This window comes from Acinetobacter thutiue (assembly GCF_030385805.1).
GTDB classification, from domain to species: Bacteria; Pseudomonadota; Gammaproteobacteria; order Pseudomonadales; family Moraxellaceae; genus Acinetobacter; species Acinetobacter corruptisaponis.
In genome coordinates this window covers 93456-115005 of record NZ_JAUDZE010000004.1, presented here as the reverse complement: position 1 = coordinate 115005, position 21550 = coordinate 93456, and the positions used below count along the sequence as shown (strand labels likewise).

General features: G+C 42.1%; 20 protein-coding genes. 8 read left to right on the top strand and 12 right to left on the bottom strand.

What is annotated here, in order from left to right:
- Window positions 1–2826, bottom strand: coding sequence for a DUF6493 family protein (locus QTA56_RS10880; protein ID WP_267980972.1), 2826 nt, complete (start codon window positions 2824–2826; stop codon window positions 1–3).
- Between the two features lie 224 nt (window positions 2827–3050).
- Between QTA56_RS10880 and sohB the strand changes: the two genes are divergently transcribed.
- Window positions 3051–4013, top strand: coding sequence for a protease SohB (gene sohB / locus QTA56_RS10875; RefSeq protein WP_004675876.1), 963 nt, complete (start codon window positions 3051–3053; stop codon window positions 4011–4013).
- A gap of 32 nt (window positions 4014–4045) precedes the next feature.
- Here sohB and QTA56_RS10870 read toward each other — a convergent pair whose 3' ends face one another.
- Window positions 4046–4681 carry a DUF2238 domain-containing protein gene (locus tag QTA56_RS10870; RefSeq protein WP_267980971.1) on the bottom strand — a complete coding sequence of 212 codons (636 nt, stop codon included), beginning with the start codon at window positions 4679–4681 and terminating at the stop codon, window positions 4046–4048.
- Between the two features lie 41 nt (window positions 4682–4722).
- Window positions 4723–5070 carry a hypothetical protein gene (locus tag QTA56_RS10865; protein WP_267980970.1) on the bottom strand — a complete coding sequence of 116 codons (348 nt, stop codon included), beginning with the start codon at window positions 5068–5070 and terminating at the stop codon, window positions 4723–4725.
- Between the two features lie 190 nt (window positions 5071–5260).
- Between QTA56_RS10865 and QTA56_RS10860 the strand changes: the two genes are divergently transcribed.
- Together QTA56_RS10860 and QTA56_RS10855 are read left to right on the top strand one after the other, a co-directional pair.
- Entirely contained in the window at window positions 5261–5905 is a 645-nt protein-coding gene (locus QTA56_RS10860) for a GNAT family N-acetyltransferase (protein ID WP_267980969.1), read from the top strand.
- A gap of 67 nt (window positions 5906–5972) precedes the next feature.
- A complete protein-coding gene (locus tag QTA56_RS10855) occupies window positions 5973–6380 on the top strand; it encodes a hypothetical protein (RefSeq protein ID WP_267980968.1) in 408 nt (135 codons plus the stop codon).
- Here the strand turns inward: QTA56_RS10855 and rsmD are convergent.
- Together rsmD and mrdA are read right to left on the bottom strand one after the other, a co-directional pair.
- Window positions 6377–6925, bottom strand: coding sequence for a 16S rRNA (guanine(966)-N(2))-methyltransferase RsmD (rsmD, locus tag QTA56_RS10850; protein ID WP_267980967.1), 549 nt, complete (start codon window positions 6923–6925; stop codon window positions 6377–6379). The two genes, QTA56_RS10855 and rsmD, sit on opposite strands and share 4 nt — an antisense overlap.
- A complete protein-coding gene (gene mrdA, locus QTA56_RS10845) occupies window positions 6925–8949 on the bottom strand; it encodes a penicillin-binding protein 2 (protein ID WP_267980966.1) in 2025 nt (674 codons plus the stop codon). Before mrdA ends, rsmD begins: the two co-directional genes overlap by 1 nt.
- A 229-nt stretch (window positions 8950–9178) precedes the next feature.
- Here mrdA and QTA56_RS10840 point away from each other — a divergent pair, with 229 nt between their 5' ends.
- The 4 genes from QTA56_RS10840 to QTA56_RS10825 all read left to right on the top strand — a co-directional run bounded on the left by QTA56_RS10840 (window position 9179) and on the right by QTA56_RS10825 (window position 12050).
- Entirely contained in the window at window positions 9179–9697 is a 519-nt protein-coding gene (locus tag QTA56_RS10840; RefSeq protein WP_267980965.1) for a hypothetical protein, read from the top strand.
- Window positions 9698–9757: 60 nt separating this feature from the next.
- The gene (locus tag QTA56_RS10835; RefSeq protein WP_267980964.1) at window positions 9758–11071 is read left to right on the top strand and encodes a DUF445 domain-containing protein; all 1314 of its coding nucleotides are present in this window, start codon (window positions 9758–9760) and stop codon (window positions 11069–11071) included.
- Between the two features lie 82 nt (window positions 11072–11153).
- A complete protein-coding gene (gene adk / locus QTA56_RS10830) occupies window positions 11154–11807 on the top strand; it encodes an adenylate kinase (protein WP_267980963.1) in 654 nt (217 codons plus the stop codon).
- A gap of 60 nt (window positions 11808–11867) precedes the next feature.
- Window positions 11868–12050, top strand: a complete 183-nt coding sequence (locus tag QTA56_RS10825) for a hypothetical protein (protein ID WP_004681311.1) — start codon at window positions 11868–11870, stop codon at window positions 12048–12050.
- Here QTA56_RS10825 and nth read toward each other — a convergent pair.
- Together nth and QTA56_RS10815 are read right to left on the bottom strand one after the other, a co-directional pair.
- Window positions 12047–12733: an endonuclease III gene (gene nth / locus QTA56_RS10820; protein ID WP_267980962.1), complete on the bottom strand. Its 687-nt coding sequence runs from the start codon at window positions 12731–12733 to the stop codon at window positions 12047–12049. The genes QTA56_RS10825 and nth overlap by 4 nt on opposite strands.
- Window positions 12734–13531 carry an RnfABCDGE type electron transport complex subunit B gene (locus QTA56_RS10815; RefSeq protein WP_411956099.1) on the bottom strand — a complete coding sequence of 266 codons (798 nt, stop codon included), beginning with the start codon at window positions 13529–13531 and terminating at the stop codon, window positions 12734–12736.
- A 382-nt stretch (window positions 13532–13913) separates the two neighbouring features.
- Between QTA56_RS10815 and gdhA the strand changes: the two genes are divergently transcribed.
- Entirely contained in the window at window positions 13914–15281 is a 1368-nt protein-coding gene (gdhA, locus tag QTA56_RS10810; protein WP_392389552.1) for an NADP-specific glutamate dehydrogenase, read from the top strand.
- A gap of 81 nt (window positions 15282–15362) precedes the next feature.
- Here gdhA and QTA56_RS10805 read toward each other — a convergent pair whose 3' ends face one another.
- The 5 genes from QTA56_RS10805 to QTA56_RS10785 all read right to left on the bottom strand — a co-directional run bounded on the left by QTA56_RS10805 (window position 15363) and on the right by QTA56_RS10785 (window position 21478).
- Window positions 15363–16466, bottom strand: coding sequence for an META and DUF4377 domain-containing protein (locus QTA56_RS10805; protein WP_267980961.1), 1104 nt, complete (start codon window positions 16464–16466; stop codon window positions 15363–15365).
- 172 nt (window positions 16467–16638) lie between these two features.
- A complete protein-coding gene (locus QTA56_RS10800; RefSeq protein WP_267980960.1) occupies window positions 16639–17412 on the bottom strand; it encodes a DODA-type extradiol aromatic ring-opening family dioxygenase in 774 nt (257 codons plus the stop codon).
- 106 nt (window positions 17413–17518) lie between these two features.
- Window positions 17519–17998 carry a 23S rRNA (pseudouridine(1915)-N(3))-methyltransferase RlmH gene (gene rlmH / locus QTA56_RS10795; protein ID WP_267980959.1) on the bottom strand — a complete coding sequence of 160 codons (480 nt, stop codon included), beginning with the start codon at window positions 17996–17998 and terminating at the stop codon, window positions 17519–17521.
- 317 nt (window positions 17999–18315) lie between these two features.
- The gene (gene lon, locus QTA56_RS10790; protein ID WP_267980958.1) at window positions 18316–20745 is read right to left on the bottom strand and encodes an endopeptidase La; all 2430 of its coding nucleotides are present in this window, start codon (window positions 20743–20745) and stop codon (window positions 18316–18318) included.
- A 145-nt stretch (window positions 20746–20890) separates the two neighbouring features.
- On the bottom strand, window positions 20891–21478 hold the full coding sequence (locus QTA56_RS10785) for a 5-formyltetrahydrofolate cyclo-ligase (protein ID WP_267980957.1): 588 nt from the start codon (window positions 21476–21478) through the stop codon (window positions 20891–20893).
- Between the last annotated feature and the right edge of the window lie 72 nt (window positions 21479–21550).

The window sequence follows — 21550 nt, the reverse complement described above, 5'->3', positions numbered from 1 at the left end:
TTAAACTCCCTGTTTTAATATTTTTTGAATAACAGATTTTAAGGTTGGAAATTGAGTTTGCCATGCCTGTAAAATTGCTTTAGTGTCTTGATCAAGTGGAGTGTAATCTTGAGCAATTAATTCATAATAAAGCTCAAATAATTTTTTGAAATTGGTCGGTAATTTTTCTGGAATTTTTACGGTTTTTAAGATTAAGCCAATGAGTTGTAGTAATGCTGAATTATTTAAATCTGAACTATTTTTTACTTGAGTCAGACATTCTATAAAACGAGCTAAAGGTGCATAATTTGCATCAATCAAAGTTGCATAATGTTGAGCTAGAACTTTTAAATTGATTTTTTGTTGATTAAAACAACTGATTAAGGTTTCGATAATTGCTAAACGATCTTCCTTGTTTTTGTTAAAACTATGGCTTGCAAGAATAAATAAACTATATGGACTTAAAATATAATCCTCTTTGGCGAAAATATTGAAAAAGTTAACCATAGATTCATGCAAAATTTCCTCACTATCACAGCCATTAGCTGCATAAGCGAGATCATTAAAGGTTTTATTGATAGGTGTAATATGTTGGAAAAAGGCTAAATCATGACTTCCGCCTGTACCATGATTGCGTGAATCAAAACATAAAGCTGGATATATATAAGTATGAGGTTTTTTCTCATATTTAGGTAGAGTGAAAGAAATATATTTTTTATATTCGATTTGTATTGGTGGTTTATCTCGTTCAACCCAAACATTTTCACAACAAGGTATTAGTTTATAGGCTAAATATTCATCAGAATCTTTTTGTGGTTCATGAGTTTTGATGACAGTATCCCACAATCCCCACCATGCACTTTGTTCAGTGAGAGACATTTTTTTAAAATCAGCGTGATTGCTGAGATCAGGAGACATTTCTAATTGTCCAAAGGCAAAGTATAGGAGTTGTTGTAATTGTGGATGTTGTAATTGTGGTAATATTTTTATTGCTGCATCAATATTTTCTCGTGGAGTACGACAGAGTGCAATTGCTAAGTCAACAAAATTAAACTGGATTTCTTTTTGCTGGTATTCCAGTAAACGTTGTACCAAAACTTCAGGATCGATATAGCTTGGTGCATGAGTGGGTAAAGACAATAAAGGAACAGCAAGCGTTTCATAAGAAAATTGGGCAAAGGTTTCTAAAAGATAATAATAATTGCTAAGAAATTTGATATGCCATGATAAACGGCTATTTTTAGGAGAGGGTGCTTTTTCAGGTGTATGATAAATTTCCACAAAAAACATGTTAAAAAATTGTTTATGACTTGATCCTGCCCAATTCTTTTCCATTTGTTGAATGATCGGTTTGATTTGTTTTTGATGGTCTTTTGGAAACTGTGGTTTAAGCAATAGCCATGCTGACATTAAAATATCAAGATCTAAAGGATTATCTGATTGTAAAGTCTCACTAATAAAAAATAGGAGTTCTTGCCAGTTCTGTGGTAATTGAATTTTTTGTTCTTGTTTTAAATATTGTGGCTGTAGTCTATGATAAACATATTCTTGTGCTGTTGTAGGTAAATCAATGGTTTCTTCTTGTTCTATTAAATAAGATTTAAATTGACTGGAAATGCCACCGATCATATTTTCCTGATACATTTTTAGTTTATCAATCACTGTTTCATATTCAGGTCTTAAGTATTTGACTAAAATATTTGCTGCACGTTCTTGTAAACTAAAATCATTTTGTAAAAATGTATCGGTCACTAAACTTAAAATATCCTCCTGATGATGTTTGTTATTTTTTAAGACCATATCCATTTGTTGTAGGGTCATTTTAATTGCATTTTTTACATCATTTCTTGGCATAATGGATGTTAGCCAAGTGAGATATTCCTCAATATGAAAATCAGGATGCTGAACCAATGATTTAACTGTTTCAACTGCAAAATTTACGGTCGCACTATATTCACTATGCAGTAATAAAAATATAGAATCCTGTACTGTTAAAAGCTCATCCTCTGTGACATTCATTGCCATAAAAACTTTCTTAAAAAAGGCTTTGGCATGGCTATACCAATCTTTACTTTGGATTGCTAATATTTTTTGTATGCAGAATAAACGATCTAGTTTTTTCTCATGAATTAATGTGATAAATACCTCATGCCAAAAGAATATTTGATTTTCCCAAGAGCCATGCCATTGCTCAAATAAACGAGTTTCATAATCAAATAAAGTTGGAATATCTCGCTGATAAATTATCGGTTCAGTCGTGTATTGTTGTAGAGTAGCATGTGAACAATCATGTGCTAACCAACGTACATTGGAAATCGTTAAAGCAATTAATTCAGGATTAAATTCAATCAATTGATGTTGTTCTAGAATTTGTAATTCTGCATAACTTAAATGTGAAAAATCTTTGTCTTTTACTTGAACTGTTAAATATTCAGTCAACCATTTTGGTTTAATTTGTTTTAAAATATTAAAAAAATGATCTTGTTTTATAATATCATCAAGATAGAAATTGAGTAATCTCCATGTGGTGTTAGCATCACTGAAATTGAGTAATGCAAAACCCAATAAACTTAAAATAATCATCCTATTTAGGTGATGAGGTCTACGATAATATTCATCAGAAAAGCGATGCTCTGGATTAAAATCTGTATTATTTGGATAGTCTTTATTATCATACCAATAACGTTTGGCTTGTTTTAAAATTTCTCTTAAAATTGAAATATTACCTTGCTGATATTGCTTTAGAAAAGGCAGAATAGTCTCTATGTTGCCTTGATAAATAATTTTTAAAAATTCTTTCGTGATCTGTTCTTTATCAAGATGTAACTGTTCTGTTGTCATGGTCATATAAGTCGCTTCCCCAAGTATGGTATGTTTTTTTAAATTTTTGCTTTTAAACAATTTTTAGTATCTAAAATAAAAGAATATTTGTATATAGGTCATAAACTTAAAGCGTCAAATTTTGTCGTTTAGTTGGGTTCAGGTTGTAAAAAATACGTTATGACTATTGAATTTTTATTGAACAGACCACATCTTAGAGGCATAAAGACGAACTCAAGAGCACTTACTTTATGTTATTCCATTTACCTAAATTTCCTGCTGAAATTCGTATTAGCCATTTAAATGCGCGTGTGAATGAACAAAGAAAAAAAATTGCGCAAACAACAGCATCCCGTTTGGAATTATTACAACTGGTTCAGCAGCTTGCCAAGGAAGCCAAGGTTCGTAAGAAAAATGACCAGAAAATCTTCGTTTTAGACTTCAAGGGCGATATACAGGCTTCCGCGGTTGATACCCTGCGTGAAGAGATTACCCTGATTTTGGCAACTGCCAAAGCTGGGCATGACCGTGTGATTGTACGTCTGGAAAGTCCAGGTGGAATGGTGCATGGCTATGGTTTGGCTGCGGCTCAATTGGTTCGTTTACGTGATGCTGGTTTTCATGTGACGATTTGTGTTGATAAGGTTGCTGCCAGTGGCGGTTACATGATGGCATGTATTGCCAATGAAATTGTTTCAGCACCGTTTGCCGTGGTGGGTTCAATTGGCGTGGTTGCACAGGTACCGAACTTTAACCGTTTATTGAAACAGCATAATGTGGACTTTGAACTGTACACCGCTGGTCAATATAAACGCACCGTAACCATGTTTGGTGAAAATACTGCTGAAGGTAAGGCCAAGTTTGAAGAGGAATTGCAGCAGACCCACGTGCTTTTTAAGCACTTTATTGAAAAATACCGTCCACAACTCAACGTTGAAAAGGTTGCAACAGGTGAGCACTGGTATGGTGAAGATGCACGTGAATTAAATCTGGTGGATAAATTACAGACCTCGGATGAATATTTACTGAGTCTTTTATCACAACATGATGTCTATGTGATCAATACCCGTAAACGCCCTACATTTGGTGAAAAACTGGGTTTGCAGGCGGCACAAATGGCTGAGACCCTGATTCCAACGGTGATGGGTAAAATCGCTGATAGCCTCGCCAAGGCAAACAGCACGTTGGTTCAGATGCGTGACCCTAAGTTTTAATCAATTTGTCCTGATCAAAGAAAAGCACCTGTTTAAGGTGCTTTTCTTTTGCTTTTGCCTAAATAGATCAACCCCGTAATGATGGCCCCAATGGTTGCTAGCAACATATCCTTATGTGCATCCCACATATCTCCCTGCTGTCCATTATAGTTTTCCGCATCTTCAGGCGACAAGCCAATGGATAGTCCCCATTCGAGCAACTCATAGACCATACTGGAAGCCATCACAAACTGGATCACCAGCAGGAATAATGTCAGTGGTTTTGCGGTGGGAAACCAGAACTGAAAACAACGGAGAAAAAATGGGTAAAGCAATAATCCATAAGCAAAATGCACCAGTCGATCATACATGTTGCGGGACCAGCCCATCACTTGATTCAGGTCAAAATGAAACAGGGACTTTAACCAGTCATTGTAGGGTACATAGGAATAGAGATAATGGGCCGCAACAATATGGATGAATAGAAAAAGCAGGTACAAACAAAAACTGGAAAAACAGATGCCTATTTTTTTCATGCTGATGATCAGTACAACCAGCATAAACACGGTGCCCACCTGATGCAGTAAATAAGACTCAAGCTCAAGCGGGTGGATGCTGGCAATCCCTACGGCAAGTACGATGATCCCAAGCGCAATATAATGTTTTAAGCCAAGTTGTCTTTCAATCATGCCGCATCCGAGAAGAAAAAATCATCAGGCAGGGTGATTTATCATTGTTGAGTTGAATCTGGTATTAAAGGTGATGCTGCAACACCGCCAAGCGCCTGACAAGCCTGAAGATAGAGCTGGTACTTTTGTTGTACAACTTCATCGAGTGGAATGTCAAACAGATCCTCACCATTTTTATACTGTTCAATATAGGTGCTGGCTTTGTCTTTGTTTGCGGCAAGTGTCTGTTGATAAAAATTGGTAATGGAAGAAGTCGCAAGCTGACTGGTTTCCACGTTGTTACACTGGAAACGCTGCAAAATTTTTTCAGCACGTTTAACTTCACTTGATTGTCCAAATACACATCCTGTTAATTGGGCAATCACAATCAGCACGAATAAGATCTTCATGATATTTAGAATAAAAATTTTTAAAGATTGTTATTGTATATAGAATTTATTCTGGAAATAAATTAATTATGTCTAACATAAGCAATTAAATGACTTAAATAGTGCGGTATAAAATCCAGTTTTGAGATGAAACGCATATTTTTATCTATATATTTGATTTTAATCATGTAATATAACTGGGAAAACAAAAATGAAAAATTTATATAACAATCAGTTTGAGGAGCAGAATGTGAAGATACGCAGGGCGGAAAAAACGGATGTGAATGAGTGTGTTCCGCTGATTTATAGTGCGGGAATTCCCTTGTTTGACTATATTTATCAACATGACCCTATCAGTGCTGAAAGCTTTATTCATAAAGAGTTTTTATCAGAATATGGATATACAAGCTACAAACTGCACTGGGTGGTGGAGAAAGATAACAAGGTGATTGCCACTGTGGCCTGCTATGAAAAAGATGACCTGCTAAAAATGGATAGCGGTACGGTTAAAAATATTCTCGCCATGTATCGGTTTCGATCACCTCGTGTTTTGGCAAGAGCGCTGCATTCAGCTTCTGTAGTGACCAAGCCAGTTGTATCAAGTTTGCATATTGCAAATTTTGGTGTGCATCCTGAATATCGTAGTCAGGGAATTGGTCAGTCCTTGTTATCGCATCTAAAAATGCTTGCCCAACAGCAGGGGCATTCGATTTTGTCTTTGGATGTGTCTTGTGAAAATCCTAGAGGACAAAGTCTATATGAAAGGATTGGGTTTAAGGTTGCACAGGAAAACCAGTTCAAGGGGGTAAAAAATGCCAGGGTGCCCAATGGGCGGCGTATGGAGTGGAAAATCTAGTGTTCCATTTGCTTAAACTTTCTGGAACAGGTTATGCTCATTTTTCATCGAATTAATTCAACATGCTATGCGTATTCAATCAGCAGTTTTATCCTGTTTTATCTTATTTTTCTCCTGTGCCTGTCATGCAGGGGATTATAATTTTTTTACAGCGATCAATGATGATGCTGAAGAGATGTTTGACTCAGCCTATCCGCAACAAGAGAAAACAGATTATTCAATTCTGCATAACCTGTTTTTTCAGGGCGAGCGCTGGCGTGTTTACAACTATACCGCCTATCAGACCAACCAGTTCAACCATAAAATGCTGACAGGTGACACCAGTAACTTATCTCTGGATGATTTTTCAGTTTCATTGGGATATGGCATCATCTACCAACTCAATTCAACCAACCGAATTGGCTATGAATACTTGTCCAGCTTTCCATTTGATCGGGGTCAACTGGTCCGCTTTTTCTGGTTGCGAATATTTTAGGCCATCTTTTGATATAAACCTGCACGTACCATACCCGCCTTGGTTTCCTTGATTTTTTGCCAACTGGCTGGAAGTTTTAGCTGTGACAGGTCACGGTCTGCCTCAACATAAATATAGGCGTTCGGTCTAATCAATGGTTCAGTCAACTCGGCAAGCTCTTGCCACAAATCAAGGCTATAGGGTGGATCAAGAAACACTACGTCAAAGCCGCTGTGTAATTTCACTAATGCCTGCTGCGCGGTTGAGATCATCAACTGGCAATTTTCCGCTTTCAATAACTGGATATTATCCTTTAAAAAACGTGCCTGAGTTGGGTTGGGTTCAATCATCACCACTTTTGCAGCGCCACGTGAAAGTGCCTCAAAACCGAGGGCGCCCGAACCACTGCATAGGTCCAGCACCTGTGCATTCTGGATATCCCACATCAGCCAGTTGAACAAGGTCTCACGGACACGGTCAGGCGTTGGCCTTAAACCCTCAATACTGGCAAAGGGCAGGGAACGTCGTTTCCATTCACCCCCAATAATGCGTAATTGGTTCTTCATTATTCAGTGATTCCATCGGCTGGCTGCGGTGGCGGTGTAACGGCTGGGGCAGGTGTCACCGTAGGTGGTATTGGCAGTGAGGTTTGCGCCGTTGTTGGTGCAGTGGTATTGCCGCTTGGCAATTCGCCTGGCTTGATGCCTGCAGTCATTAAGCCTCCACTGACCTGATGGTTTGCAGGGCGCAGCGGATTCTTGTTGCGTGTCACCAGCCAGTAATCGAAGACTGGACGTGCCAGTTGCGCCGCGGAACCACCATGCTTGCCATTTTCCCACACCACGGCAATCGCAATCTCAGGGTTGTCCGCTGGTGCAAAGCCGACAAATAAACCGTGATCCCACTGTCTTGAGGACAAGGCCGCTTCATTGTAGCGTTTGCCCTGTGCGATACTCTTGACCTGAGCTGTACCTGTTTTTCCAGCAATTGAATACTGTAGGCCGCCTTTAATGCCTCGACCTGTTCCTGTTTGGATCACGTCAATCATGGCTGCATGCATATTCAGCCAGTCTTGTTCTGTCCCATTGAACTGAATTTTACCATCAGGGGCATTGTGCACCGTGAATTTTTTTGCACCCTTATTTTCCCGTAACACGTGGGGAGTTACATGCGATCCCTTGTTGGCGGTAATGGCAACCGCCATAGCTAGTTGTAATGGTGTTGCGGTAAATGCACCCTGACCAATACTGACCGAAATGGTTTCACCTTTCAGCCACTTGGATTTGCGGGTACGCATTTTCCATTCAGGGCTTGGATATAAGCCGCTGCTTTCACTTGGCAGGTCAACACCTGTCTTTTCCCCGAAACCAAACTGGCGCATCCAGTCATTCATTTTCTCAATGCCCATGCGGTAGGACAGGATATAGAAATAGGTGTCACAGGAGACCACTTCGGCCTTATGCAGGTTGACCGCACCATGTCCCGTTTTCTTATGGTCACGGAAGCGGTGGCTGTCACCAGGTAAGTTGAAATAGCCTGGGTCGGAAATCGCCGTTCCCCAGTCAACCAGACCATAATGAATCCCACCCAGTCCAAACATTGGTTTAATGGTTGAACCAGGAGGATAGGCACCCTGAACCGCACGGTTATAAAGCGGTTGGTCTAAATTATCGCGTAAACCACTATAGTCTTTCGAACTAATGCCCGTTACGAATAAATTGGGATTGAAGCTGGGACTGGAAACCAGTGCCAGAATTTCACCCGTACGTGGATCCATGGCAACAATCGCACCACGACGGTCCGCCAACTGTTGTGCCGCGACCATCTGGAGGCCATAGTCAATCGACAAATACAGGTCATTGCCGCGAATCGGCGCCTGTCGTCCCAGATTACGCAGAATATTGCCATGCGCATCGGCCTCTACCGATTCATAGCCTGGCGTGCCATGCAATAATTCTTCGTAGCTTTTCTCCACCCCGATTTTACCAATCAGGTTGGTGCCTGCGTATAAATCCTTGTCAATAGATTTCAGTTCTTTATCATTAATACGGCCCACATAACCCAGCACATGCGCGAAAAGCTCCCCATGTGGGTAATAGCGGGTCATTTGCGTTTCAATCTTTACCCCAGGAAAGGCATATTTCACTTCACTGAATTTGGCAATATCCGCTTCATTCAGGTTCAGCTTGATGGCAATCCGCTCAGTTTTCCGCGCCGTTTTCACCCGACTCTTAAAGCGTTCCACATCTTCTTCCGTCAGGCCCAGCACAGGAATCAGGCGGTTGATTGTGTCATCTATATCGCTGACATCTGCACGGCTGAGCGTGGCGGTAAACACGGGATAGTTGTCGGCCAAAAGCACGCCATTACGGTCATAAATATAACCACGGGCAGGGGCCAGTGGTTGCAGGCGGATTCGGTTCTTGTCGGAGGCGGTGGTGAAGTCGTCATAGTGCACAATCTGCAAATAGGCATAGCGGCAGATCAGGATGAGCAGACAGGTCACGACAATAAAGATTGCAAAAAAGATTCGACCCTTGTAAATGCGCTTTTCTTGTTGCATGTTTTTTAAAGGAAAGTGCTGTTTCATACGGTGTCGACTTAATTACAAAATAAAAGAATGGAGCGGTTGGCTATTTTAACGTAAGTTGAATGATCATACTGTAGAATTTTCAGTACTTCATGCAAATGTGGTGCGACAGTTTTTGACTTTGCAGACATTAAAATTGTATGGTCTTGTATATTAGAAGCAAAATAATTCTGTTAAAGTCACAAACTGTTTGAAATAGGACACACTCTTAGGGAAAGTGGAGAAAATAATGAAAAGAATTTACCTTTTGCTGGCGGTTTTAACATCTACTGGTTTGGTTCACGCTGAGGAAAATCCATTTAAGCCTGAACCTAAACTAAAGGATGCAAAAGTTTCAACCTGGAATATCGGGGCTGGTGTAACCAAAAAATTATTACACGCCAACCTTGAATGGGTGAATCCATATGGGATTGCCTATGCGAAAGCGGGTGCGTTTTTAAACGATGACAATGAGGCGGGCGGTCAGGTTGGCTTCCGTTATCCATATTACCTGACAGGCACAGATAAAAACGGATATTACGTTGGGGTGTATGCAGGTCATCTGGACAGCAAGAATTATGGTGGAAAAGTAAAGGCGAATTTGGGTGTGGGGGCTGATATGGCCTTTGTGTGGTTGAATAATGAACGGATTAGCACATTCAGTGTTGGTGCGGGCGTACGTGAACCATTGGAGGGGGCAGATGGGAAGACTGTTAAAAAAGCAGAACCTGTGCTTCAGTTTTCATACACCTTAAGTTTTGGTTTGTAGGAGAGGGCAGGCGTTCATCTTTTATAAGCCATAATGTATCAATAACTTTGAGAGTCATGCATGTTTGATTACGTCAATGAATTGTGGCAGATTTTCTTAAATCGACCTGACCATCTGGCAGTCTTAAGTATCATTCCAGTGACCGCCTTTGTAACATGGGCACACGTGTGGATGGCTTTGAAAATGGTGTTTTACCCAATTAATTTCTGGGGATTCCATTTAGGACCATTACCTGTAGGTTGGCAAGGGATTGTGCCGCGTAAAGCAGGACGTATTTCAGGCATCATTACTGACAATACCCTATCAAAATTAGGTTCATTGCGAGAGTTTCTGGAAGCGATGGACCCTGAGGATATGGCAAACATCATTGGTGAGCAGGTTGGTTTTGAACTTGAACACCTGATTGATGAGGTCATGATTGACCGTAATGCGGTGTTGTGGGAAAACCTGCCTTATTCAATCAAGCGCCGTATTTATGCACAGGCACATAAACAGTTACCCAATACATTAAGGGAACTGGTGACTGAGCTGACCATGAACGTTGAGTCACTGGTTGACATGCGTGAAATGGTGGTGAGCCAGATGGAGGGTGACCGCCGTTTGATGGTGCGGATGTTCCTGAAAGTGGGGCAAAAGGAAATCAACTTTATTTGGCATATCAGTGCGTTGATTGGGATGTTTTTTGGTGTGTTCCAGATGATTGTCTGGTTTGTGGTGCCTTGGCACTGGACTGTTCCGTTCTGGGCTGCCATCTGGGGTTTCCTGACCAACTGGATTGCGATCTGGATGGTGTTCAATCCGATCGAACCACATTATATCCGCTATCCACAGATTTTCCGTTTAACCAAAGACCGTACGTTCCCGTGGATTGTGCCTGTGTTGAAGATTGGCACCTATAATGTTCAGGGTGCGTTCATGAAGCGTCAGGAAGAGGTTTCTGATGTGTTTGCCAGTGTGGTGACCGAGGACCTGATTACCCTAAAATCCATCATGACTGAAATGATGTATGGCAGTAAAAAGGACAAGACCCGTCGTATTGTCAAGCGTCATATCAATGAAATTATGGAAACGCCACTGGTGCGTACATCATTGCAGCTTTCACTTGGCCCTAGGGAATATGCTAGACTCAAGACCGACTTGATTGATCGCTCAATTGAAATTACCATGGGACCTGTATGTGACCCAGCCTTGAACGCCAGCCGCGCACAAAAAATCTTTCAAATGTTTAGGGACCGTATCCGTGAACTAACGCCGAAAGAATTCCAGAATTTATTGCGTCCTGCGTTTCAGGAAGATGAGTGGATCTTGATTGTACTGGGTGGTGTAACTGGTTTCTTTGCTGGTTTAATTCACTTATTTGTTGCTTTCTTATAATTAATTTGATGTTGGTTGGGCAATAAGGCTGTATGATATTGCTCAATTTAAGATTTATTGTTTTTAAATGAGGATGTTCTTTATGCGCATTATTTTACTCGGACCACCTGGGGCAGGCAAAGGTACTCAAGCTCAGTTGATCTGTAAGCGCTACAATGTCCCACAAATTTCAACCGGTGATATGCTCCGCGCTGCAATTCGTGAAGGTACTGAACTAGGCTTAAAGGCGAAAAGCGTCATGGAGTCAGGTGGTTTGGTTTCAGACGAATTGATTATTGGTTTGGTCAAGGAGCGTATTGCCCAGCCTGACTGTGAAAATGGTTGTATTTTTGACGGTTTCCCACGTACGATTCCACAGGCTGAGGCTCTGGAAACTGCGGGTATCAGCATTGACCATGTGATCGAAATTGATGTGCCTGACGAAGAAATCGTTCAGCGTCTTTCTGGCCGCCGTCAGCACCCAGCGTCTGGTCGTGTTTACCACCTGGTTTACAATCCACCAAAAGTGGAAGGTAAGGATGACGAAACAGGTGAGGAGCTGGTACAGCGTCCAGATGATCAGGAAGAGACCATTCGTAAGCGTCTTGCGTCTTACCATAGCGAAACTGAGCAACTGGTTGGTTTCTATCAGGGGCGTGCCGCTTCTGGTGAGAATGCACCGACTTATGATAAGTTGAATGGTCTGCGTGCCATTGATGATGTACAAAAAGACCTGTTTGCGATCCTGGATAAATAACCTGAATTGCGAATGATGAAAGGGCTCTGAATAGGGCTCTTTTTATTTGGGAGAAAGCTTGTGCTAAAAGTGGTTCTTATTTTGGTTGTGATCTTAAGTTTGGCTTTACTCTTGTTTCTGGCGTACCAGAGCCAAAAAATGCTGCGCCATGTGCAAAAACAGCAGGCACTGGAAAATCGGCAGAATGGAAAATCGCGTCAGCTACATCCAAAATTGCGACAGGATAAAAAACCTCAGGATTAACTGAGGTCTTTTGTTGCAATGGCCTTGCTTGCACCAAACTCAAAGCGGTCAGGCCAGTTGCAGACATCTGCAACCACACATTCAAAACATTTCGGCTTACGGGCGATACAGCAATAACGGCCATGTAGAATCAGCCAGTGATGGGCATCCAGAATAAACTCTTTCGGGATCACCTTAACCAGACGATGCTCAACCTCTAACACATTCTTTCCAACGGCTAAACCTGTACGGTTTCCTACTCGAAAAATATGGGTGTCCACCGCCATAGTCGGCTGTCCAAATGCGGTATTCAGCACCACATTTGCTGTTTTGCGACCCACACCTGGCAGCGCTTCAAGCTGTTGACGTGTTTCAGGTACTTGTCCCTGATATTGATCAACCAAAATCTGGCAGGTTTTAATCACATTTTCAGCCTTGGCATTATAGAGACCAATGGTCTTGATATATGCCTTGAGCCCCTCGACACCAAGATTAAGGATGGCCTGGGCTGTATTTGCCACAGGATAGAGTTTATCGGTTGCCTTGTTTACACTGATATCGGTTGCCTGTGCCGAAAGCATCACCGCAATCAGCAGTTCAAATGGTGATGAATAGTTAAGCTCTGTACGGGGATCGGGGCGCTGTTCACGTAAGCGTTCAAAGAAAACCTGAATTTGCTTTTTGGTCATATTTTTAACGGGCATTTAGACTTCCTGCAATTCATTTAAACGTTGTTGTAGGCTAAGCAACTGCACCTGTTTCTGTTCATCGGCCCGTACGCTTAACTGTTTCTCCAGCTTCTTGATCTGGGTGCGGATTTTAGCCAGTTCAATCGTGGTTTTTGCATCAACTGGGGTACTTTCTTTGGGTTTGTCCGCCAGTGTAATCACAGGCACATTATTGAGTGCCTGTGAGAACTGGGCAAACAACTCGGTATCAATTTCAGCCCGTACAATCGGGCCTTTACGATTCAGGCGGCGTTTTTCTTCACGCTGGATATGGGCATAGTAACGATGCCTTAATTCATCCTGTTCCTTAACGCGCTGTTCTCTGTTTGGCAGTGGCTTGATGTCGGCCACCAGATCAATACAGTCAACTGGACAAGGTGGGATGCATAGTTCACAGCCTGTACACAAATCTGCCAGCACCGTATGCATGAGTTTGCCACTGCCGATAATGGCATCTACAGGACATGCGCTGATACATTTGGTGCAGCCAATACATTCATCTTCACGGATCACTGCTTTCATTTGCTGCGGGCGACCATCTGCCTGTATTTCCCAGACACTTGGTTCGGCAGTCAATTGTGGGCGCTGTAATAGTGCGGCAAGCGCATCCGCAACAGGCTGTCCACCTGGAACACATTTGTTCGCATCTTCACCCTCGGCAATGGATCGTGCGTAGGGTAAACATCCATCACGATGCCCACATAAACCACACTGTGTCTGTGGTAAAAGCTGGTCTATCTGGACAATCAGGGAATGTGGTGGGGACAGGGACATAACAACAGGGGAAACAAAATGGGACGGAATAGTATAACAAAAAATAGATGGTGTTGGCGGTGAACAACTGGAAACAACAGTTGGCTTAAAGCGTTGGATGTTGATAAAAAATGGTGCGAATATTGCACTTTAACCAAGCAATCCTGCAAAAAATCATATCTTTCTTGTTTTTTTTAATTAATTGAAATTCTTTAATATATTAAATAATGCACTAAAATGATACATGGTATTTTTTATAGGAATGTTCGTTATTTTTATTATTTAAATATTTGATTTGTAGGAATTAAAAATAATATGATTGAAAAAAATATTGTGAATTAAAAAAAATAAGTATTAAATAGGTGCGTTAAACTATTTTGGTGCGTTTTTTGCACTTTTATGAATCATTCGACTTGAGGGTCAAACATTGAAATACAGTAGCCTAAGCGACTTCCTGGATTATGTTAAAGCTCGTGATCCACATCAACCAGAGTTTCTGCAAGCTGTGGAAGAGGTAATGATGAGTTTATGGCCTTTCATTGAGAAGAACCCCAAGTACGCTCAATATGGTCTATTAGAGCGTTTGGTTGAACCTGAACGGGTGATTCAGTTCCGTGTTTCATGGATGGATGATCAGGGTGAAACCCATGTGAACCGCGCGTTTCGTGTGCAGTACAATTCGGCAATTGGGCCATTTAAAGGGGGAATGCGTTTTCACCCTTCAGTGAACCTGTCTATCCTGAAGTTTTTGGGTTTTGAGCAAACCTTTAAAAATGCACTGACCACACTGCCAATGGGCGGAGGCAAAGGTGGCTCTGACTTTGACCCGAAAGGAAAGTCTGATGCCGAGATTATGCGTTTCTGCCAGGCCTTGATGCTTGAGTTGTACCGTCATTTAGGATCAAACACTGATATTCCAGCAGGAGATATTGGTGTGGGTGGCCGCGAAGTTGGCTATATGACGGGCATGATGAAAAAACTCAGCAATGACACCTCGTGCGTGTTTACGGGCAAGGGGATCTCGTTTGGTGGTTCATTGGCGCGTCCAGAGGCAACAGGTTATGGTACGGTGTACTTTGCCGAGGAAATGCTGAAAACTCGTGGCGACAGTTTCGCGGGTAAAACGGTTTCCATTTCTGGTTCTGGCAATGTGGCGCAATATGCAGCAGAAAAGGCCATGTTCCTTGGTGCAAAAGTGGTGACCCTGTCTGATTCCAATGGTACGGTCTATTTGAAGAATGGTTTTAGCAAGGCGCTTCTGGATGAAGTGATGGAACTGAAAAATGTAAAACGTGGTCGTATTTCAGAGTTTGCTTCTAAACACGGTTTTGAATATTTTGAGGGTAAAACACCTTGGCACATTCGTGCTGATATTGCCTTGCCATGTGCGACACAAAATGAGTTGAATGGCGAAGATGCTGAAATTCTTTTGGCCAATGGGGTAATCTGTGTGGCTGAAGGTGCGAATATGCCATCGACACTGGATGCGGTGGAGAAGTTTGTTGAGGCAAAAATCCTCTATGCGCCAGGTAAAGCCTCTAACGCGGGTGGTGTGGCAACATCGGGTCTAGAAATGTCGCAGAATGCCAATCGTTTGGGTTGGTCGTTCGAGGAAGTGGATGAGCGCCTGCATGCGATCATGAAAGAAATCCATCGCAACTGTGTGAAATATGGTACGCAGGAAGATGGAAGCATTAATTATGTGGACGGTGCCAACATTGCAGGATTTGTAAAAGTGGCTGACGCAATTCTAGGTCAGGGCATTTATTAAAAATCCCTCTTTAATAAAGAAAGACTTTCCATAAAAAAATCCGATGTTAAAAGCATCGGATTTTTTATTTATGGTATGGGTTTATGGTTTTTTCACCAACTCTTGCTCAACCACCATATCCAATACATCTGCCTGACTGGACTGGTCCGCGGCTGGGTTTTTAATTTCAAAACGCTTCACACGTACAATAACACGCTGCTCTGGATTGTGTTTAAAGCCCTCGATTTGACCATAGTACAATGACCAGTCTTTGTCCGCGTAGGTTTTGATGCCTTTGTCATCATATTTAATTTCACGAACCTGCATGCAGGTCATTGGCGCGACCCCGACACAAGACTTGGTTTCAGGTGAAATTTCCAGAAAAACCGTTTTACCCTCAGACTGGTATTTCGCTTCAGGTGTCATTGTGCCAATGAACGTGTATTTCTGGCCTTTGGTGTCGCTAATCACTAGACTTGGTTGATCAGGATTGCTGGTATTTACATCAAACGAGATTTCACGCTTTTGAAGCAGATCAGCGGCAAATTGTTCCTGCTTCATCAATGCAGGTTCGCATGCCATTTGAGTAGAAAACATATCACCTGTAATGATTAAATCATTTTCGACTTTCCATGTGGTCCCTTGGCGGTTACAGCCTGAATCTACAGATAAGCGGTCTTTGCTAAAGCTAAGAACGATCGGTTTTTTGGTATCAGCAGGCTGATATGACCATGTATAGTTGGTTAGTACGTTGCGATCAGTCATTTTGCTTCCCGTGAAGATATGCTTTTGACCTTTGCTATCAGTGACCGTCAGGATGGCCTGCCCATTGACCGTACTGATTTCAAAGGGAATACGCTTTTCACTGAAAATATCAGAAGATAAATGTTCCTGCTGCATCAGGTCATCAGCACATGCCATCATGGTGGACACCAGTGGAGAGGTCACAATGCTGTTACCCTCAACTTTCCAAGTACCGCCTTGACCATTACAGCCAGTTAAAATTGTCAGTTGTTGATTGTCATTGAAAGTTAAAACCAATGGTTTTGAAGCCTTGGATGCTTGATAAGTCCAGTTATATTCTGTGAGGTTTTTTACGGCTGTTGTATTCATTTGTGTAATTACGCTGTCAGTTACATTTTGTACTGATTGGCAGGCCATTAGGGAAAGTGGAAGTAAGGCAAGAACTAAATATTTGATTTTCATGTTCAAAACGACAGTAAATAAATAACAGTCTTAAGCTTAAAGTATTCTTAAAAAAAGAGCATGTAGTACGTTTAGGTATTCAGTTTGCTAAATGTATTTATTTGTAATATTCCAGCAATTATGGCCTTATAGGCGGGACGATGATGATCGTCCCTTTTTATGATATGAAATTTTAATCAAACCGATAAATATCCATGCCCAATGAACCCATTGAAAAGCTGCTGTGCACAATATTAAAGCGATGGCCTGTCCCCATAGCAAAAAATAGTGGGGCAAAATGTTCAAGTGTGGGATGGTTGCGCTGGACATAGGGTAATGATGGCCAATCCAGCACCGCATCATAGTTCTGGTGTGTCAATTTGCTCACCACTGCATTCCTGAATGTACTGGCCCAGGTCGGCACGTCTGTAGGGTTGTGCCATGACAGCTCAGCCAGATTGTGGGTGATACTGCCTGAACCAATCAACAGGATTTGCTGATCGCGTAATGGTGCAAGCGTTTGCCCGATTTTATAAATTTCATCCGCATTCATGTGAATAGGCAGGGAAATTTCAACCACAGGAATATCTGCATCTGGATACATATGTAACAACGGCATCCATACGCCGTGATCGCGTGGACGGGTGCTGTTTGCGTGGGCCGCAATATCTGCCTCTGCAAATAGACTCAGTATTTCCTCGGCCAGCTTTGGTGCGCCCGCCGCAGGGTAATGAATCTGATACAGTTCAGGGGGGAAGCCACGAAAGTCGTGCCAGGTTTGTGGTCGAGTGGAGGTGCTGACTTCCAGCGCCTGACTTTCCCAATGTGCTGACATCACCACAATGGCCTTGGGCTTTGGAAGATTGGTGCTTAGGCGGTGTAGGGCAGGACCAACCTGCTCAGGATCAACTGCGAGCATTGGCGAACCATGAGAGATAAATAACCCTGGTAAAGTTTGCAAGTTCATAACAGCGCACCTGATTGGAGAGACCTGATTATCGTGACAAATTCTTTAAAGGAATGACACTACCTAAACTTCAACATATTGTTCTAAAATCAGAACAAGTATAGCGCTATGCCCGATGATAAGGATGGTTGTGGTTAATGCTCATCGCACGATACAGTTGTTCAATAAGCAAAATACGCACCATAGGGTGGGGCATGGTGAGTTTGGACAATGACCAGTGCCAGGCCGCAGCCTTGCGTACCGCTTCGGAATGGCCATCTGGGCCACCAATGGCAAGTGCGATGTCGTTGCCCTCTAGCATCCATTGCTTCATGGTGTCTGCCAGCTTTTCAGTGCTGAGTTCGCGCCCGCCTACTTCTAAAGCGATCAATGTCTCATTTGGCCTGAGGGCATTCAAAATACTCTCACCCTCAATTTGACAGTATTTTAGGATATCTGTCTCAGAGTCATTTTTCCCACGTTTCGCCATAGGCAGCTCAATCACCTGAGTTTGTACAAAGGGCTGGATGCGTTTGAAGTAATCTTCAAATCCAGTAAGTACCCAGGCAGGCATTTTTTGACCAATGGTGAGAATACGAATTTTCATAGGATTGTTTAAATCGACACATTCAGCACATTATAAATGCTGCTGGTTGTCATGGGATGGTGCAAACAGTTTATCTTGTCATAAAAGATACAAAAGTGCAGATTATTCTCTCCATAAAAAACGCAGCTCAACATGCGTATGAGCTGCGATCAAAGAGCCATCTGTCTGGAGTTCAGATGGCACTAAAATGAGTTCATGAGTCAAGTTTGGCCTTTGTTTTATCGACTCCATTTCATTATGCAATATACTGGTTGTTTTTCAACCAAAATATGTAACAAAAAAAGAGAGCCGAAGCTCTCTTTAATTTTTTTTAAGGATTAGTGACGTGCAGCCTTTGCTTCTTCCACTGGTTTTACAATCGGTGTTTTTGGCAAAGGTTTTGGTGTATCCGTCAAAGCTAAAGGTAGGATTTCATCAATGCTTTTCACAGCCTTGATTTCCAAGCCTTCCTTAACATTGTCTGGAATCTCAGCCAAGTCACGGACATTATCCTGTGGAATGAAGACCAGCTTGATTCCACCACGGTGTGCCGCAAGAAGTTTTTCTTTCAAGCCACCAATACGCATCGCACGACCACCAAGACTTGTTTCACCTGTCATGGCAATGTCTGGACGAATCGGAATACTTGTAAATGCCGATACAAGGGCAGTGGTCAGTGCCAAACCAGCCGATGGGCCATCTTTTGGTGTTGCACCTTCAGGTAAGTGAACGTGGACATCAGTTTCATCGAAACGAGATGATTCAATTCCCAGTTCATCCGCACGTGTACGAACAACAGTCATTGCTGCGGTAATCGATTCTTTCATTACATCACCGAGTGAACCTGTGGTAATGAATTTACCTTTACCTTTTACGGCTGCAACTTCAATAGTCAGTAACTCACCACCCACTGAAGTCCAAGCCAGGCCATTAACACGACCGACTTGTGCTTCATCTTCAGCAACACCAAAGTCAAACTTGTGTGGACCCAGATATTCTGGAAGATTTGCAGAAGTCACATCAACCTGTAGGTTTTTAGACTTCTTGCTCACCGCCTCTTTCACAACTTTACGTGCAATTTTAGACACTTCACGCTCTAGGCTACGGACACCTGCTTCACGGGTGTAACGTTGCACGATGTCACGGATCGCCTCTTCATGAACAGTCAGTTCTTTAGCACGTAGGCCATTGTTCTTGATTGCTTTCGGAACAAGGTAACGTTCAGCAATGTTCACTTTTTCATCTTCTGTATAACCAGGAAGACGAATCACTTCCATACGGTCCAGCAAGGCCTCAGGAATATTCATACTGTTGGCTGTACAGATGAACATCACTTCCGAAAGGTCTAGGTCAAGATCAAGGTAATGATCGTTGAACTTACTGTTCTGTGATGGATCGAGTACCTCAAGCAATGCTGAAGCAGGGTCACCACGGTAGTCCTGTGCCATCTTGTCGATTTCGTCAAGTAAGAACAATGGGTTCTTCACGCCGACTTTGGTCAATGACTGCACAATTTTACCTGGCATCGCACCGATATAGGTACGACGGTGACCACGAATTTCAGCTTCGTCACGTACACCACCGAGGGCCATGCGGACAAACTCACGACCTGTTGCCTTAGCAACTGATTCACCAAGAGAGGTTTTACCTACACCTGGAGGACCAACTAAACAAAGGATCGGACCTTTGAGTTTTTTCACACGTGACTGAACTGCAAGATATTCAACAATACGATCTTTAACATCATCTAAGCCATAATGATCAGTATCAAGGATTTCCTGTGCTTTAGCCAGGTTAATGCTGACCTTGCTGGCCTTATTCCAAGGCGTATCTAAAATCACTTCCAGATAGTTACGAACAACGGCTGCTTCACTGGATGCAGGTTGCATGGCTTTAAGTTTACGGAACTCAGCTTCAGCTTTTTTGCGTACGTGCTCAGGCAAATCTGCTTCAGCAAGACGTTTCTCGATTTCCGCAACATCATCCTCAGCACCGCCATTCATGTCGGAAAGCTCACGTTGAATAACTTTCATTTTTTCATTTAGAAAGTATTCACGCTGGTTCTTTTCCATTTGACGTTTAACGCTGTCATGTAGGGTTTGTTCAATTTGCTGTTCAGCAGACTGATTCATCAAATAACTCATCAGTTCCTGCAAATGCGCTTCAAACTCGTCGTGTTCTAAAAACTTTTGTTTCACTTCAATGTTTAAAGGCACACGGGTCGCAACGTAGAACATCAGTTGTAACAGGTCTTCGATTTTATTTGCCGCTGCAACCAGTTCACGTGCATTACGCAGTTTCGCTTCCGCATATTGTGCGAACAGGGTACGCAATTCATTTAAGCGGGTTTCCTGGGCTTCATGATCCAAAGGAACGGTAATCGGGCTTAAATGATGTTCAGCTGTTAAATACTCTTCTCCATCAATAATGTGTTCCAGTTTCGAACGATGCAGGCCTTCGATCAGTACCTTAATGCAGTTTTCATCATTTTCATGATTGACGACCTGTACGATTTTAGCCACGGTTCCATATTGATAGAGGTTATCGTGATCAATTTCTTCTGTAAGCGAATCTTTTTGCGCAACTACAAATACTAAATTGTCACCGTTACGAGCCACATCCACTGCATTGATCGATTTTTCACGACCCACGAATAGCGCGATCTGCATGTGCGGATAAACCACAACATCACGTAGCGCTAATAGTGGTAATACACTTGGAACCTGTGGCTCTAAGCTTGTTTCATTATTTAAAATATATTCAGACATGGGCACTCCTAATGAGTGACAACGGTGTTGCCATGTTTTTTATAGTGAAGTGCATTTTTAAAATTACAAGGGTTTTTAGTTAGAAAATATAAAAAAAAGACTAAATTGGTTGGGATTTGGGCAAAAGCATATATAGATGATACATTTAACGTTTGAAGTAATATTTCTGTGTTGGTGTAAATAGGGCATCCAAAGGTTGATCCCATTTTTGCCTGAATAAAGGTTCATTTATATATTGAAAAGAATGGGCGAGTCCCAGTCGAAAAGGGCGATGTGGGGCAGTTGCCAAAGTACGGTCATAAAATCCACCTCCCATGCCGATTCTTGTTCCAAGCTGGTCACAGGCCAATAAAGGCATAATCAGTAAATCCAGGGTGGAAACATGCTGCCCACGCGTTGCCATTGGTTCTTTCATACCGAGAGGATGGTGTGAAAAACGTTTATTTAAATATTGATTGGAGCTGATTTTTACCCACACCAGGTTTTGGTTCATATTACAGATCATGGGCAGATAGACCTGCTTGTTTTTTTGAAAACAGAACTGGATGATTTTTCGGGTATGCACTTCACCAAAGGCATGTAAATACAGGCCAACTGCCTTGGCTGACTTGAACTCTGGTAAATATCTGAGTCGATTTAAAACCTGTTGTTCAGCTTGTTTATGCTCTCTAGGAGAAACTAGTCTTCTTCTTAGGCGAAGCTGTTTTCTTAATGGACTTAAAGGCTGGTTCATAACATTTAAAAATGGTTTTCTTTTGAAGAATAATACGCGATTTTTTGGGAAATTCTTAAATATAAGAAAGGA

Coding starts and splice junctions, on each gene's coding strand:
- QTA56_RS10880 (WP_267980972.1), bottom strand. CDS start 2,826: ATGACCATGACAACAGAACAGTTACATCTTGATAAAGAACAGATCACG.
- sohB (WP_004675876.1), top strand. CDS start 3,051: ATGTTATTCCATTTACCTAAATTTCCTGCTGAAATTCGTATTAGCCAT.
- QTA56_RS10870 (WP_267980971.1), bottom strand. CDS start 4,681: ATGATTGAAAGACAACTTGGCTTAAAACATTATATTGCGCTTGGGATC.
- QTA56_RS10865 (WP_267980970.1), bottom strand. CDS start 5,070: ATGAAGATCTTATTCGTGCTGATTGTGATTGCCCAATTAACAGGATGT.
- QTA56_RS10860 (WP_267980969.1), top strand. CDS start 5,261: ATGAAAAATTTATATAACAATCAGTTTGAGGAGCAGAATGTGAAGATA.
- QTA56_RS10855 (WP_267980968.1), top strand. CDS start 5,973: ATGCGTATTCAATCAGCAGTTTTATCCTGTTTTATCTTATTTTTCTCC.
- rsmD (WP_267980967.1), bottom strand. CDS start 6,925: ATGAAGAACCAATTACGCATTATTGGGGGTGAATGGAAACGACGTTCC.
- mrdA (WP_267980966.1), bottom strand. CDS start 8,949: ATGAAACAGCACTTTCCTTTAAAAAACATGCAACAAGAAAAGCGCATT.
- QTA56_RS10840 (WP_267980965.1), top strand. CDS start 9,179: ATGAAAAGAATTTACCTTTTGCTGGCGGTTTTAACATCTACTGGTTTG.
- QTA56_RS10835 (WP_267980964.1), top strand. CDS start 9,758: ATGTTTGATTACGTCAATGAATTGTGGCAGATTTTCTTAAATCGACCT.
- adk (WP_267980963.1), top strand. CDS start 11,154: ATGCGCATTATTTTACTCGGACCACCTGGGGCAGGCAAAGGTACTCAA.
- nth (WP_267980962.1), bottom strand. CDS start 12,733: ATGCCCGTTAAAAATATGACCAAAAAGCAAATTCAGGTTTTCTTTGAA.
- QTA56_RS10815 (WP_411956099.1), bottom strand. CDS start 13,531: ATGTCCCTGTCCCCACCACATTCCCTGATTGTCCAGATAGACCAGCTT.
- QTA56_RS10805 (WP_267980961.1), bottom strand. CDS start 16,466: ATGAAAATCAAATATTTAGTTCTTGCCTTACTTCCACTTTCCCTAATG.
- QTA56_RS10800 (WP_267980960.1), bottom strand. CDS start 17,412: ATGAACTTGCAAACTTTACCAGGGTTATTTATCTCTCATGGTTCGCCA.
- rlmH (WP_267980959.1), bottom strand. CDS start 17,998: ATGAAAATTCGTATTCTCACCATTGGTCAAAAAATGCCTGCCTGGGTA.
- lon (WP_267980958.1), bottom strand. CDS start 20,745: ATGTCTGAATATATTTTAAATAATGAAACAAGCTTAGAGCCACAGGTT.
- QTA56_RS10785 (WP_267980957.1), bottom strand. CDS start 21,478: ATGAACCAGCCTTTAAGTCCATTAAGAAAACAGCTTCGCCTAAGAAGA.